The organism is Oceaniovalibus guishaninsula JLT2003 (genome assembly GCF_000299575.1).
GTDB lineage: Bacteria > Pseudomonadota > Alphaproteobacteria > Rhodobacterales > Rhodobacteraceae > Palleronia > Palleronia guishaninsula.
This window is the reverse complement of sequence record NZ_AMGO01000036.1, coordinates 121,205-134,427: the sequence shown is the minus strand read 5'-3', so window position 1 is coordinate 134,427 and position 13,223 is coordinate 121,205. Positions and strand designations below refer to the sequence as shown.

At 68.9% G+C, this 13,223-nt stretch carries 13 protein-coding genes; 3 read left to right on the top strand and 10 right to left on the bottom strand.

Going from position 1 to position 13,223, the window contains the following annotated elements:
• Positions 1–549 carry a 16S rRNA (guanine(966)-N(2))-methyltransferase RsmD gene (rsmD, locus tag OCGS_RS08755; RefSeq protein WP_007426882.1) on the bottom strand — a complete coding sequence of 183 codons (549 nt, stop codon included), beginning with the start codon at positions 547–549 and terminating at the stop codon, positions 1–3.
• Complete coding sequence (locus tag OCGS_RS08750; RefSeq protein WP_007426881.1) at positions 546–1,748, bottom strand: NAD(P)/FAD-dependent oxidoreductase; 1,203 nt, start codon at positions 1,746–1,748, stop codon at positions 546–548. Before OCGS_RS08750 ends, rsmD begins: the two co-directional genes overlap by 4 nt.
• 86 nt (positions 1,749–1,834) lie before the next feature.
• Between OCGS_RS08750 and OCGS_RS08745 the strand changes: the two genes are divergently transcribed.
• Complete coding sequence (locus tag OCGS_RS08745) at positions 1,835–2,323, top strand: peroxiredoxin (protein ID WP_007426880.1); 489 nt, start codon at positions 1,835–1,837, stop codon at positions 2,321–2,323.
• Between the two features lie 8 nt (positions 2,324–2,331).
• On the opposite strand, the gene OCGS_RS08740 is transcribed toward OCGS_RS08745, so the two are convergent.
• The 6 genes from OCGS_RS08740 to OCGS_RS08715 all read right to left on the bottom strand — a co-directional run bounded on the left by OCGS_RS08740 (position 2,332) and on the right by OCGS_RS08715 (position 8,208).
• Complete coding sequence (locus tag OCGS_RS08740; protein ID WP_007426879.1) at positions 2,332–2,634, bottom strand: 4a-hydroxytetrahydrobiopterin dehydratase; 303 nt, start codon at positions 2,632–2,634, stop codon at positions 2,332–2,334.
• Positions 2,631–3,815, bottom strand: a complete 1,185-nt coding sequence (locus OCGS_RS08735; protein ID WP_007426878.1) for a GNAT family N-acetyltransferase — start codon at positions 3,813–3,815, stop codon at positions 2,631–2,633. The genes OCGS_RS08740 and OCGS_RS08735 overlap by 4 nt, the downstream gene beginning before the upstream one ends.
• Positions 3,816–3,862: 47 nt before the next feature.
• On the bottom strand, positions 3,863–4,615 hold the full coding sequence (locus OCGS_RS08730) for a glycerophosphodiester phosphodiesterase family protein (protein ID WP_007426877.1): 753 nt from the start codon (positions 4,613–4,615) through the stop codon (positions 3,863–3,865).
• Positions 4,612–5,073: a RidA family protein gene (locus OCGS_RS08725; RefSeq protein ID WP_007426876.1), complete on the bottom strand. Its 462-nt coding sequence runs from the start codon at positions 5,071–5,073 to the stop codon at positions 4,612–4,614. Before OCGS_RS08725 ends, OCGS_RS08730 begins: the two co-directional genes overlap by 4 nt.
• A gap of 67 nt (positions 5,074–5,140) precedes the next feature.
• On the bottom strand, positions 5,141–6,472 hold the full coding sequence (locus OCGS_RS08720; RefSeq protein WP_007426875.1) for an HlyD family type I secretion periplasmic adaptor subunit: 1,332 nt from the start codon (positions 6,470–6,472) through the stop codon (positions 5,141–5,143).
• A complete protein-coding gene (locus OCGS_RS08715) occupies positions 6,469–8,208 on the bottom strand; it encodes a type I secretion system permease/ATPase (RefSeq protein WP_007426874.1) in 1,740 nt (579 codons plus the stop codon). The genes OCGS_RS08720 and OCGS_RS08715 overlap by 4 nt, the downstream gene beginning before the upstream one ends.
• 115 nt (positions 8,209–8,323) lie before the next feature.
• Here OCGS_RS08715 and OCGS_RS14565 point away from each other — a divergent pair, with 115 nt between their 5' ends.
• Complete coding sequence (locus OCGS_RS14565; RefSeq protein WP_156801016.1) at positions 8,324–8,716, top strand: hypothetical protein; 393 nt, start codon at positions 8,324–8,326, stop codon at positions 8,714–8,716.
• Here the strand turns inward: OCGS_RS14565 and OCGS_RS08705 are convergent.
• Positions 8,706–10,694, bottom strand: a complete 1,989-nt coding sequence (locus OCGS_RS08705; RefSeq protein ID WP_007426872.1) for a lytic transglycosylase domain-containing protein — start codon at positions 10,692–10,694, stop codon at positions 8,706–8,708. The genes OCGS_RS14565 and OCGS_RS08705 overlap by 11 nt on opposite strands.
• A gap of 138 nt (positions 10,695–10,832) precedes the next feature.
• Between OCGS_RS08705 and dapA the strand changes: the two genes are divergently transcribed.
• On the top strand, positions 10,833–11,708 hold the full coding sequence (dapA, locus tag OCGS_RS08700) for a 4-hydroxy-tetrahydrodipicolinate synthase (RefSeq protein WP_007426871.1): 876 nt from the start codon (positions 10,833–10,835) through the stop codon (positions 11,706–11,708).
• A gap of 485 nt (positions 11,709–12,193) precedes the next feature.
• On the opposite strand, the gene OCGS_RS08695 is transcribed toward dapA, so the two are convergent.
• Positions 12,194–13,174: a DNA topoisomerase IB gene (locus OCGS_RS08695; RefSeq protein WP_007426870.1), complete on the bottom strand. Its 981-nt coding sequence runs from the start codon at positions 13,172–13,174 to the stop codon at positions 12,194–12,196.
• Positions 13,175–13,223 lie beyond the last annotated feature (49 nt).

Sequence of the window (13,223 nt, the reverse complement as noted above, 5' to 3'; positions counted from 1 at the left end):
TCAGCCCGTCCGCGCCAGCGTCAGCACCGTATCGCCATAGCGCCGCTGGTCGATCTGCCGCAAACCTTCGGGCAGGCGCGGCGGCACGGCCTCCTCCCACGCGATCAGCGCGTCCTGCGCGATCCAGCCGCCATCCATCGCCGCGTGCAAGGCCCGTTCGCCCAGCCCGCGGCCATAAGGCGGGTCGAGCAGGATCAGATCGTGCGCGTCGCCCCGGCCAAGCCGCGTCGCATCGCGGCGCAAGATCGTCGCACGGTCCCCCACATCCAGCCGCACCGCGTTCGCCCGCAGGATGTCCAGCGCGCGCCGCCCGTTTTCCACGAACGTCACCCGTTCCGCGCCGCGCGACAGCGCCTCGAACCCCAGCGCTCCGGTGCCGGCGAACAGATCCAGTACGCGCTGCCCTTCCGCCGGGGCGCCGTGATTGCCCAGCAGGTTGAACAGCGTCTCGCGCACGCGGTCGGTGGTCGGTCGCAGCTGCGCCGCCGGATCGCCCTTGCCCAGCGGCGTCAGGGTGCGGCCGCGAAACGTGCCGCCGACGATCCTCATGCCTTCAGCAGGGCCTTGAGGTCGCCCCCCGCGACCGTCGCCGGATCGGGCGAAAGGCCGTTCTCGATCAGCCGCTTGCCGGTCATGTAGGCGCGCGGATCGTTCATCGCGTCCACCGCCAGCAGCCGCCCCGCGCCATAATACCAGTGCGATACCCCGCCCCTGTCACCCGGTCGCACGATCACCCGGTCGTGCCCGGAATGCAGCCCCGCGATCTGCAACTTCACGTCGTACTGATCGGACCAGAACCAGGGGTGCGGATCGTAGGGCTGGGCGTCGCCCAGCATGTTGCCGGCTACCCTCTCGGCCATCTCGATGGCGTTCTGCACGGATTCGATCCGCATCCGCCGCCCCCGCCAGGACAGCGCCGCGCAATCGCCCGCCGCCCAGACATGGGCGTCGCTGGTGCGCCCGCAGGCATCGACGCGGATGCCGCCCTCCATCGCCAGTCCCGCATTCTCGGCGATGGCGCAATGCGGCGACAGGCCGATGCCGACGATGGCGATATCCGCCGCGATGTGGCGACCGTCCGCCAGCAGCGCGCCGTCCACACGGTCGCCCCCCGTCAGCCGGTCCAGCGTCGCGCCTTCCAGAACCTCTACGCCGTGGCGACGATGCAGCGCGGCGAACCAGGCGCTCGTTTCGGGCGCGGCGACGCGGCCCAGGATCCGCGCGCCCCCCTCGATCACCGTGACGGTGACCCCCAGCTTGCGCGCGACCGCCGCCGCCTCCAGTCCGATATAGCCGCCGCCGACGATCACCGCCTGCCGCGCCTGCCGCAAGGGGGCGGCCATCGCATCCACGTCCGCCAGCGTGCGCACCCCGTACACGCCACCCAGGGCGCCCCCGGCCTCGGCGGGCAATCGCCGCGCTTCCAGCCCCGTGGTCAGCGCCAGACGGTCGTAATGCAGCGTCTCGCCGCCTACGCGCAGAGTGCGCGCGCGAAGGTCCAGCGCCTCGGCCCGTTGGCCCAGCATCAGCGTAATGCCCTGATCGGCATACCAATCGTCCGACCGCAGGAACAGCCGGTCGCGCGTCATCTCGCCCAGCAGATAGGCCTTGGACAGCGGCGGGCGCTGATAGGGCGGCACGGGTTCGCCGCCGATCAGCGTCACCTGCCCGTCGAAGCCCCGGTCGCGCAGGCGCGCGGTCAACGACGCGCCCGCCTGTCCGGCGCCGATCACGATGATATGCGTCATGGCGTTCCCCCGGGCTGGCGGTTGCGGCGCGGCGACCCTATAAACGCCCCCGGCGCAACGCAATGCGCGATCCGGGGAGAACGAGAATGGCGATATCCGAAGGCGACAGGCTACCCGATGCCGATCTGACGCGGCTGGGCGACAACGGCCCCGAAACGGTCGCGATGCGCGATCTGGCCGGGACGGGCCGCGTCGTGGTCTTCGCCGTTCCGGGTGCTTATACCGGCGTCTGCACAACGGCGCATGTGCCCAGTTTCATCCGCACGAAACAGGCCTTCGCCGACAAAGGCGTGGATCGCATCCTTTGCGTTTCGGTCAACGATCCCTTCGTGATGAAGGCCTGGGGCGACAGCACCGGCGCGACCGAGGCGGGGATCGTCATGCTGGCCGATCCGGCGTCCGAATTCACCAAGGCAATGGGCATGGCCTTCACCGCGCCGCCGCCGGGATTCTACGACCGGTCGCGCCGCTATGCGATGCTGGTCGAGGACGGCATCGTCCGCGTCCTGCATGCCGAGGAAAGCCCCGGCACCTGCGAAACGTCCGGCGGCGAATCCCTGCTCGCGGCGATCTGACCGCCCGATCAGCCGGCCAGCGCGTCGATCCGGCGCGCCAGCGCGACGTCCAGCGCGGTCAGTCCGCCCGCGTCGTGGGTGCTGAGTACGATGTCCACGCGGTTCCAGACGTTCGACCATTCGGGATGATGGTCAAGCTTTTCGGCTTCCAGCGCCACGCGGGTCATGAAGCCCCAGGCGGCGCTGAAATCCGCGAAGCGGAAGCTGCGGACGATGGCGTCGCGGTCCTCGGCCATGCGCCAGCCTTCCGACAGAAGCGGGGCCAGATCTTCGTCTCGCGCGTCCTCGTCCAGTCTGGCATGGCGTGTCATCCGGCATCCCCTTGCGTCTTGCGGAACGGACCATAGGCGGTCAGCACCTCGATCTCATCGTCTACGGCGCGGCGCTCGGCCTCCAGATAGGCGCTCACGGCCCGCGCGAAGCCCGCATCGGCGATCCAGTGCAGCGAATGGGTCTGCACCGGAAGATAGCCGCGGGCCAGCTTGTGCTCGCCCTGCGCGCCCGCCTCGACGCGGGTCAGCCCATGCGCCAGCGCCCAGTCGATGGCCTGATAATAGCACAGTTCGAAATGCAGGAACGGATGATCCTCGACGCAACCCCAATAGCGGCCGTAAAGCGTGTCGCGCCCGATCAGGTTCATCGCGCCCGCGACGGGCCTGTCGCCATCCATCGCCAGCACCAGCAGGATATCGTCGCGCAGCGTTTCATGCGCCGCCTGAAAGAAGGCCCGCGTCAGATAGGGCCTGCCCCATTTGCGCGCGCCGGTATCCTGATAGAACCGCCAGAACGCGTCCCAGTGCGCGGGCCGGATCGCGTCGCCTGTCAGGTGGACGATCGTGCCGCCGAAGTTCTGGGCCGCCTCGCGTTCCTTGCGCAGGGTCTTGCGTTTGCGGCTGGACAGCGACGACAGGAACCCCGCGAAGTCGCCATATTCCTCGTCGATCCAGTGAAATTGCTGGCCGGTCCGATGCATCAGCCCCATTTGCGCGCCCTGCGCGGCTTCGTCGGCGGTGCAGAATGTGACATGCAGCGACGACAGGCCGTTATCCGCCGCAATCCGGGTCGCGCCCTGGATCAGGGCGTTGCGCCCCGTCTCCTCGAAGCCGGGCAAGGTCAGGAACCGCCGCCCGGTGGCCGGCGTGAAGGGGACGGCGATCTGCAATTTGGGGTAATAGCGGTTGCCCGCCCGTTCATAGGCATGCGCCCAGTTATGGTCGAAGACGTATTCGCCCTGGCTGTGCCCCTTGGCGTAAAGCGGGGCCACCGCGATTATCTGCCCGTCGATCCGCGCCGCCAGGTATTGCGGTTGCCAGCCGGTGCCGGGCCCGACCGATCCGCTGCGTTCCAGCGCCGACAGAAAGCGGAACGTGGTGAACGGGTCGCGGGGCCGTCCGCCATCCGCGGTTTCGGGGCAGGCGCAGGCGTCCCAGACATCCGCGCCGATCTCGTCGATGGAAGGATGGGCGGTCAGTTCTATCGTCGTGGCGGTCATCGGGGGCCTTTCTGCACCCGCGCCATGTGGTTCCGTCCCGCCGGGTTTCAAGCGGGCAGGGGCGCGGCATATCCCTCGAAGGTGATGTTGTCCGCGATGCGCCGCGCCGCGCGTTCCGCTTCGGGCGACCGGATCGTCCAGCACAGGATCGCGGCGCCCCGCGCCTTCAATTCGGCGACGCGCGGTCGGGCCAGGTCGTCCGCCTCGTGGCTGATGAACGACGCGCCGCAAATGTCGTAATCGGGGATAGCGCGCAGCCGGTTGCGCGTGTCCACGGGCGCGGACCATGTGTCGCCCCAGCTTCCGGTGATCAGGCCGCGCGGCACATGCGGCAGCAATTCGGCCAGCCGCGCGACGCTGTGGGGGTTGAACGACATCACCGCAACCGGCCCCGCATAGCCTGCCAAAGCGCGCGCCGTCGCGGCCTCCAGCCTGCCGTCGCCCGCCGCCATCGCGCCGGTCTGGTCCTTCACCTCGATCAGCAGCGGCGTGCGTCCGGCGACGAGTTTCAGCACCTCGGTCAAGGGCGGGATCGTTTCGTCGCTGTCCCGCAGGACGATGCGCGACAGGTCCGCGCGGCCGCGGTGGCGCACCGGGCCGCGATGCGCGGTCAGGCGATCCAAAGTGGCATCGTGGAACACCATCGCGTCACCGTCCGCGGTGCTCTGAACGTCGATTTCGATGCCATAGCCAGCGTCGATGGCGGCGCGGATCGCGCCGCGGCTGTTTTCCGGCCGGCCCGCCCCGTGCAGCCCGCGATGCGCCAGCGGCAGCCCAAGAAACGGCGCGGGCAGCGTCATCGGATCTGGAAGATGCCTTCGATCTCGACCGCGACGCCAAAGGGCAGCGACGCGGCGCTGACGGCGGATCGGGCATGCCGGCCCGCATCGCCCAGCAGGTCGGCCAGCAGATCCGACGCGCCGTTGATGACCTTGGGCTGATCGGTGAAATCGGGGGTCGAATTGACGAAGCCGGTCAGCTTGACCACCTGCACCAGCCGCCCCAGATCGCCGTCGCAGGCCCGGCGCACCTGCGCCAGAAGGCTCAGCGCGCAATGCCTTGCGGCGGCGGCGCCGTCTTCGATGCCCATATCCGCGCCCAGCTTGCCCTTGATCATGCCGTCCGGCCCCTGGCTGATCTGCCCCGAGACATGCAGCAGATCGCCCGCCCGGACGAAGGGCACGTAATTGGCCGCGGGCATCGGCGCGTCGGGCAGGTCCAGCCCCATATCCTTCAGGCGGGATTCGATATCGGTCATGGCGATCCTCCGTTTCGCGGCCCTTATGCCATCGGGGCGCGGCGGACGCGATACCGATATGCGGTCCTCAGCTTTCGCGGAACGCCTTGTTGAAATAATCGGTGAACGGCTTGACCAGATAGGCCAGCGGCGTGCGGTCGGCGGTGCGCAGATAGGTTTCCACCGGCATGCCGGGGATCAGCGTCACCGTATCGGGCAGCCGGTCGGCCTGACCCGGCAGCATCTCGACCTCGGCGCGGTAATAGGCGTTGCCGCGCCGTTCGTCCTCGAAGCTGTCGGCCGAGATTTGCAGGACACGGCCGCGCAGTTCGGGCGTCGTGCGCTGGTCGAAGGCGGGAAAGCGCAGCACCACCTCCTGCCCGACGCGCACCTGATCCACGTGGATCGGCTCGACCTGCGCGGTGATCACCAGCGCCCGGTCCTGCGGCACGATGTAAAGCACCGGATCGGCCGGGCGGATCACCGACCGTTCGGCGAATACCGCCAGGTCATAGACGATGCCCGCCACCGGCGCCGTGATATCCAGCCGCGACAGTTGTTCGCGCAGGCTGGCAACGGTTTCCACATATTCGACCTCGCGGAATTGCAGGTCGCGCAGCTGGGTGATCGCCTCCTCGCGGCGCTGGGTCCGCAGGGCGAGGATCTGCAACTCGATTTCGCTGATCCGCTCGGCGGCCTCGGCGCTGGCCGACAGAAGCTCGCCGCGCGATCCTTCCAGCCGCGCCTCCTCGCGCTGCAAGGCCAGGACGCGGCTGGCCTGCGCCAGCCCCCGGTCCAGCAGGGTCTGCTGCGACTCCAGTTCCTCGGCCATCAGCGCCAGTTGGGAATCGAGCGCATGCTGCTGCGCCTCGATCCCCTCGATCTGGCGGGCGATCTGCGCGCGCCTCGTGCCTAGTTGCTCGACCGACTGGCCGACGGTTTCCTCGCGCGCCTCGAACAGGCGGCGCTGCCCTTCCAGCAGGTCGCGCACCGCCGCGTCGTGCTGCTGCATGTCGGTGAGGATCGCGGGAAACGCGATGGTGTCGGCGACGTCGCGCTCGGCCTCCAGCCGGGCCTTGCGCGCCAGAATCTCGTAAAGCTGCGCCTCGGACGTCGCCAGCTTCGACCGCAACAGCATCGGGTCCAGTCGGATCAGCACCTGTCCCGCCTCGACCCGGTCGCCTTCATCCACAAGGATCGCGGCGACCACGCCGCCATCGGGATGCTGGACGACCTGCCGGTTCCGGTCCACCCGGATCTGGCCGGGCGCGATGATGGCGCCCGATATGTTGGTCATCGCGGCCCAGGTTCCGAACCCGCCCACCAGGATCGCCAGCGACAGCATCCCCATCAGCAGCGGGCCGGTCGCGGACCAGGCCCGTCTTGCGGCCGCCCTGCGGTCCTTCGTGCTGTCGGTCATATCACGCTACCCCTGTTGGCGGCGCCGGCGATCTGGCTGTGGTTGCTGACCATGTCGCGCAGCACCTCGTCGCGCTGCCCGAAGGCCCGGCGCATCCCCTGATCCAGCACCAGCAGCTTTTCGCAGGTCTCAATGGCCGAGGGACGGTGCGCCATGATCAGGATCGCGCCGCCCGTCGCCTTCACCTGCTCCATCGCGCGGTTCAGCGCGATCGTCCCCTCGTTGTCGAGGTTCGAGTTCGGTTCGTCCAGCACCAGCAGCACCGGGTCGCCGAACATCGCCCGCGCCAGCCCGATGCGCTGCACCTGTCCGCCCGACAGTCGCCCGCCCGCCGCGCTGACCTGCGTGTCGTAACCGTCGGGCAGGCGCAGGATCATCTCGTGCGCGGCGGCCATCTGCGCCGCCTTGACGATGTCGGCATCGGCCGCGTCCTCGCGCAGCCGGGCGATGTTCTGCGCGATTGTGCCGTCGAAAAGCTGCACCCGCTGCGGCAGATAGCCGATATGGCGGCCCAGAACGTCGGGTTCGTATTGATCCAGCGCCGCCCCGTCGAGGCGGATCTTGCCGCCCGAGACGCGCCAGACCCCGGTGATCGCCCGCGCCAGCGTCGATTTGCCCGATCCCGACGGCCCGATGATGCCCACCGCCTCGCCCGGTGCCACCTCGAACGACACCAGACGCACCGATGCCTGCTGCTGTCCGGGCGGGATGATCGTCACCTGGTTCACGCTGAGCAGGGCGCGGGGGCGGGGCAGGGACGTGCGCGGCGGCTCGACCGGGACGGTGGACAGAAGCCGCGCCAGGCTGTTCCATCCCTGCTGCGCGCGCTGGATCAACTGCCACTGGCCCAGCGCCAGATCCACCGGCGCCAGCGCCCGGCCCAGCAGGATGGATCCGGCGATGATGCCGCCCGCGGTCATCTGTCCCTGCAATACCAGATAGGCCCCCAGCCCCAGCATCGCCGATTGCAGGAACAGCCGGAACGTCTTGGTGCCGACGCTGTAGCCGCCGCCGAGGTCGCTGGCGCGGATCGTCTCGTCCAGCGAGGCGTCGCGCAGCTTGTTCCAACGCCCGAACGTCGCCTCCTGCATCCCAAGCGAGCGGACCATTTCCGCTTCGGACCGGATCTGTTCCGACATCCGCTCGGCCCGCGCGCCGGCCTGGTTGGCGCGGGCGACGGGGCCGGAGGTGGTCAGCTGGTTCAGCACCGCCACCCCGATCAGGATGCCGCCGCCCGTGACCGCCAGCATCCCCAGCCAGGGATGGAAGACGAAGATTGCGAATAAGAAGATCGGCGTCCACGGCATGTCGAACAGCGCCGTCAGTACCGGCGCCGAAAGCAATCGCTGCACCGATTCCAGATCGCGCAGGTGGTTCTGCCCCTGGTCGGATTCGGGCGCCACGGCGTTGCGACGGACCATGGCGGCAAAGACGCGCCGGTCCAGCCGCGCCTGAAACCGCGCCCCGATCCGCGCCAGGATCCGGCCGCGCGCGAAATCCAGCAGGCCCATGATGAGGAACAGGAAGGCCAGCAGGACGGTCAGCGCCAGCAGCGTCTCCTCGGACCGCGAGCCGAGCACGCGGTCATAGACCTGAAGCATGTAGATCGGCCCGGTCAGCATCAGCAGGTTGACGAACAGGCTGAACAGTCCCACCGCCCAGAACAGCGCGCGGCTTTCGGCGCGGATGCCCCGCAATTCGGCCTGTCCGGCCGCGTCGTCGATCTGCCGCTGCATCCTGTGCCCGTCCCCCGTGGCCCGCTTGCCGCGCCCCTGCGACGCCCCTATGGTCGAACGCCTATACCAGATCTTCTTTCGGATCCGTTACCCCCATGCCGGTCTTCACGATCAGATGAAGCGTTTCGCCGCCGCCCTTGCTGCCGGTCTGGCGGCGCAGGCCGTATGGGCGGACAGTCCCTTCGACGGGCTGTGGCGCGCGGCCCCGACATCGGATTGCGGCGCGGTGGGCCAGCCCGGCGGCGCGATACGGATCGAGGGGGACAAATTGTCGGGCGCCGGCACGACCTGCCGGATGACGGCGCCCGTCGATGTGCGCGGGATGGAAGCCGTCCTTTACGACATGATCTGCGAAGGCGGCGGCGGCACCGGACGCGCCTTTTTCGCCACCGCCGACGATGGCGGGCTGATCCTGGTCTGGGACGGCCTGGCGTTCAAATACACGTCCTGCGCAGACACGGCGGCGGGCATCGTCACCACGGCCGACGACATCGGCATCACCGACTGACCGCGCCCTTCAGTTCGGCGGTGAACTCCAGCGCGCCGGTCTGTCCTGTCAACCGCGCGCGATAGACCGGCAGCGATTCCGCCACCCGCATGATATAGTTTCGCGTCTCGTCGAAGGGTACATGCTCGATCCAGTCCACCACGTCGATGCGGGCCGTGCGCGGATCGCCGCGCGCCTCGATCCAGGCGGCGGGGCGCGACGGCCCGGCATTATAGCCCGCCGCGACCAGCACCGGGCTTGGCCCGAACCGCGCGATCAACCCTCGCAGGTAGGCGCTGCCCAGCGTCGCGTTATAGACGGGATCGGCGAACAGGCGCGGTTCGGAATAGGGCAGGCCCAGCTTGCGCGCCGTTTCGGCGGCGGTGGCGGGCATCACCTGCATCAGCCCCGCCGCGCCCACCGGGCTGCGCACCGTCGGGTCGAACTCGCTTTCGCGGCGGGCGATGGACAGGGCCAGCGCCCGATCGACGGGCAATTCAGCCACGCCCAAGTCAATGACGGGATAATAGGCGCGCGGCAGGGTGATGCCGCGATCGGCCACGCGCTTGGCGATCATCAGCGCGATATGCGGCTCGTCCAGCGACAGGGCCAGGTCGGCCAGGCTTCCCGCCTCCGCTTCGGTCAGGCTTTCGGCCAGATGCGTCAGGAACCGCTCGGCCAGGTCGCGATCGCCCGCGCGTTGCAGCGCCAGACCCGCCGCCAGCACGCTGCTGTCGCGGAAGGGAAGTTCGGAAACGGGCGGCCATTCCTCGCGCCCGGCCAGCGCCGGATCCAGCGGCAGGCCCGCCGCCTCGGCCGCCAGCAAGCCGTAGAAGCTGGATTGATACCGCGCGCCCAGCCGCCAGGCCTCGGCCGCGCCCGCGGCGTCGCCCTTGGCATCGCGCGCCCGGCCCAGCCAATAGCCTGCCCGCCCCAGCGAGATCGGCGTGGCCACCGCCGCGCCCATCCGCGCGAAATGATCCTCGGCGCGTTCGGGCTGATCGAGATAGGTCAGCGCCAGATAGCCCGACAGCCATTCCAGATCGGCGAAGGTGCCGCCCCCGGTCAGCCAGTGCGTCGAGGCCACGAGATACGCGTCCTCGGCCCGCCCCTCGCGCATCAGCCGCCGCGCCAGATCGCCGCGATGGTCGGCCCACCGTTCGGGCCGCCCCAGGCTTTCGGCCGAAACGCTGCGTTCGCGCAGCAGGGCGATGGCCTCGTCGCGCCGGCCCTTGGCCAGCCGCCAGCGGAACCGCTCATAGGCCAGCCCCGGATCGTCCGCCAGCGCGGGCGGCACGGCCTCGACGGCGGCGCTGGCCGACGGGGCCTGCGCGCGCAAAGCCAGCCGCGCCTCGGCCAGACGCGCGGCCGCCTGCGGCACCCGCCGCGCCGCGCGTCCGGCGGCCAGCGATGCGCCCTGCCACAGCATCCCGTCCAGCCGCCGCCCGTCCAGCCCCGCCAACAGGTCGGGATAGATGGCCCGCAGCGCGCCCTCGGTCTCGGTGTCCAGCGGGTTGTCCAGCCAGGCCAGCGCCGCCAGCGCCTGCGCGTCCCCGTCGCGGTCCAGCGCTCGGAACGCCGCGATCAGCGCCAGCATCCCCTTGCCGCTTTTCGGGATCGCCCCGTCGAACAGCGCCACCACATCCGCCGCCTGCGCGGCATCCCGCGGCGCCGCCGGCAGCGACGCCTCGGTCCGTTCCCGCAGATAGTCGAGGCCGGGCCAGTCCGGGTTGCGCCGCAGGAATGCCAGCGCCGCGTCCAGATCGCCCGCGCCGGCGCGCAGGCGCTGCCATTCGATCACGTCGCGCGCGACCGGCCCCGCGCGTTCGGCCGCCGCCAGCGCGTTCAGCCAATAGCCCCGCCGCGCCAGCGGCAGCGCGTCCGCCAATCCCTGCGGCAACGCGCGGACGGCAGGCCGCAGCATTCCTGGCGGCGGTTCCCCCTGGGCGGGCAGGGGCAGCGGGGCGAAGGACAGCAGAAGAACGATCAGCAGGCGCATGTCCCATCCATCGAACGGGCAGGCCGCGCGCGCAATCCCCCCGGCCAACACGATCTTGGCAAGTTCCGGTGTCGCGGATAGGGTCCGGCCGCATCGCGCCCGCCCCAGGCCGGGGCCCGTTCCCAAGGAAAGCCCGCCATGTTCACAGGTTCTTACGTCGCCCTCGTCACGCCCTTCGCGGACGGAAAACTGGACATTCCGGCGCTGCGCGATCTGGTCGAATGGCACGTCGCCGAAGGCACCCACGGCATCGTGCCCGTCGGCACGACGGGCGAGACGCCGACGCTGTCCCATGCCGAACACGAGGAGGTTGTGGGCGAAGTGGTCGAGGCCGCCGCCGGCCGCGTCAAGGTGATCGCCGGGGCCGGATCCAACAATACCGCCGAGGGCATCCGCCTGTTGCGCCACGCGGCCGAGGTGGGGGCCGATGCCGCGCTGGTCGTGACGCCCTATTACAACAAGCCGACGCAGGCCGGGCTGATCGCGCATTTCACCGCCCTGCACGACGCGGTGGATCTGCCCATCGTCATCTACAACATTCCCGGCCGGTCGGTAGTGGACATGAATCCCGCCACGATGGGCCAGCTAGCGCGACTGCCCCGCATCGTCGGCGTCAAGGACGCGACCGGCGACGTGACCCGCGTCTCACAGCAGCGCCGGACCTGCGGGCCCGATTTCGTGCAGTTGTCAGGCGAGGATGCCAGCGCGCTGGGCTTCAACGCGCATGGTGGGGTGGGCTGCATCAGCGTCACCGCCAACGTCGCCCCGCGCCTCTGCGCCGAGTTCCAGACGGCCACGCTTTCGGGCGACTATGCCCGCGCGCTGGAATTGCAGGACATCCTGATGCCCCTGCACACCGCGATCTTCCTCGAACCCGGCCTCGTCGCCGCCAAATACGCCCTCTCCCTCCTCGGCCGCTGCCGCGAGGACGTCCGCCTGCCGCTGGTCCCCCTGACCGACGGCACGAAGTTGGCGGTGAAGGACGCGATGATCGGGGCGGGGGTGATCGGGTAGGGTTGGCGTCTAAAAGCAAGTAACCGTAATGTCACGTTGCCGAACACAGGAATTTCACGACAACTCAAACGCCAAGCACTACGAACCATGCCGAAAGCAGACTTTTTGCTTCGCTATGGAGAAATTTCTTTGGGCTGCTCACGAGTCTTGGACTTGTAGCAGGGTTCTGCATAAATGTCTTGCCGAACGCAATCAATCAGCCTGCCTTGCGAAGCTTCCTTGCGGAAATTCTTGCATTTGATTTTGTGCCATTGCTTGCGGTAATTATATAATATTTAACGTTAATGCATTTTGTACTGCTTCGTCAGCCTGTTGACGGTCGGAGATGGTCGGGATTAATTCCAATAGTAATTGCGATATGTTCGCTTGTTGTTTCTGGATACATCTTCTATGAAGTAGTGGATTTCTATAGTCTGGTCGGTGACAGTCTTCTATGACTTCGAGCAACCTATAATAAGGATATTTGATCCGCGGCACGCGCTTTTCTACCCCAACACCCCCAGCACCCCCCGCTCCGCCACCCTTAATCCCCGCATGTCGCCGCCCCGCTCGGCCAGCTTCTGCCGTTCCGCCAGATCCCGCTCGGTCAGGGCGATCACGTCGGGGTGGATATAGCTGGTGCGGGCGATGGCGGGGGTGTTGCCGAGGCGTTCGGCGGCGGCCTCGGCCATGGCGGCGATGGTGGGGGCCTCCTCGCGCAACGCCACCTCCATCGCCGCGGCCGTGCCGTTCCAGGTGCGGAAGGTCTTGGCGGTGAACCCGTCCTGCCCCGCCATCTCGGCCAGCCTCTCGTTCACCGCGCTCGATGTCACCTCGTGCACCGCGCCGTCCGCATCCACCCACGATACAAGCGTCGCGCCGCCCAGATCGTCCAGTTCGTGCAGCACCCGCGCCAGCCGCTTGTCGCGCAGGTCGCGGCGCACGCGCTTGCCGCCCTTGGCCTTGTAATCCAGCTTCATCCCCTGATCCGTCAGCTTCAGATGCCGGTGGCGCAGCGTGGTCGCGCCATAGGATCCGTTCTCCTCGGTATAGTCGCGGTTGCCGATGCGGAGCGACAGCCGGTCGATCATCGCCAGGATCGCGGCGATGGCGGTGTCGCGCTCGCCCGCCGCGCCGTTCAGGTCGCGGGCGATGCGGCGGCGGATCGCGGGCAGGGCGGTGCCGAACCGCGCCAGATCGTCGTATTTCCTGCGCGCCCGGAACGCCGTCCAGTCCTCGTGATACCGGTATTGCTTGCGCGCCCGCGCATCGCGCCCCGTCGCCTGAAGATGCCCGCGCGGCAGCGGGCACATCCACACATCCTCATAGGCGGGCGGCACGGCCAGCGCGGCCAGGCGCGCACGTTCGCCCGCATCGTCGATCCGCGTGCCGTCGGGCGCGATATAGCTGAAGCCGCGCCCGGCCCGCCTGCGGGTGATGCCGGGCCGCGTGTCGGGATAGTGGATCAGATCCGGGGGGCCTGCCATGATCTGCCGGAACGTGGCACCGCGCCCCGAGTTCCGTCGCGCTTGCCTG

What these genes read in the sequence shown, in the direction of transcription:
- rsmD (WP_007426882.1), bottom strand. Translation starts at nt 549, where the DNA reads ATGAGGATCGTCGGCGGCACGTTTCGCGGCCGCACCCTGACGCCGCTG.
- OCGS_RS08750 (WP_007426881.1), bottom strand. Translation starts at nt 1,748, where the DNA reads ATGACGCATATCATCGTGATCGGCGCCGGACAGGCGGGCGCGTCGTTG.
- OCGS_RS08745 (WP_007426880.1), top strand. Translation starts at nt 1,835, where the DNA reads ATGGCGATATCCGAAGGCGACAGGCTACCCGATGCCGATCTGACGCGG.
- OCGS_RS08740 (WP_007426879.1), bottom strand. Translation starts at nt 2,634, where the DNA reads ATGACACGCCATGCCAGACTGGACGAGGACGCGCGAGACGAAGATCTG.
- OCGS_RS08735 (WP_007426878.1), bottom strand. Translation starts at nt 3,815, where the DNA reads ATGACCGCCACGACGATAGAACTGACCGCCCATCCTTCCATCGACGAG.
- OCGS_RS08730 (WP_007426877.1), bottom strand. Translation starts at nt 4,615, where the DNA reads ATGACGCTGCCCGCGCCGTTTCTTGGGCTGCCGCTGGCGCATCGCGGG.
- OCGS_RS08725 (WP_007426876.1), bottom strand. Translation starts at nt 5,073, where the DNA reads ATGACCGATATCGAATCCCGCCTGAAGGATATGGGGCTGGACCTGCCC.
- OCGS_RS08720 (WP_007426875.1), bottom strand. Translation starts at nt 6,472, where the DNA reads ATGACCGACAGCACGAAGGACCGCAGGGCGGCCGCAAGACGGGCCTGG.
- OCGS_RS08715 (WP_007426874.1), bottom strand. Translation starts at nt 8,208, where the DNA reads ATGCAGCGGCAGATCGACGACGCGGCCGGACAGGCCGAATTGCGGGGC.
- OCGS_RS14565 (WP_156801016.1), top strand. Translation starts at nt 8,324, where the DNA reads ATGAAGCGTTTCGCCGCCGCCCTTGCTGCCGGTCTGGCGGCGCAGGCC.
- OCGS_RS08705 (WP_007426872.1), bottom strand. Translation starts at nt 10,694, where the DNA reads ATGCGCCTGCTGATCGTTCTTCTGCTGTCCTTCGCCCCGCTGCCCCTG.
- dapA (WP_007426871.1), top strand. Translation starts at nt 10,833, where the DNA reads ATGTTCACAGGTTCTTACGTCGCCCTCGTCACGCCCTTCGCGGACGGA.
- OCGS_RS08695 (WP_007426870.1), bottom strand. Translation starts at nt 13,174, where the DNA reads ATGGCAGGCCCCCCGGATCTGATCCACTATCCCGACACGCGGCCCGGC.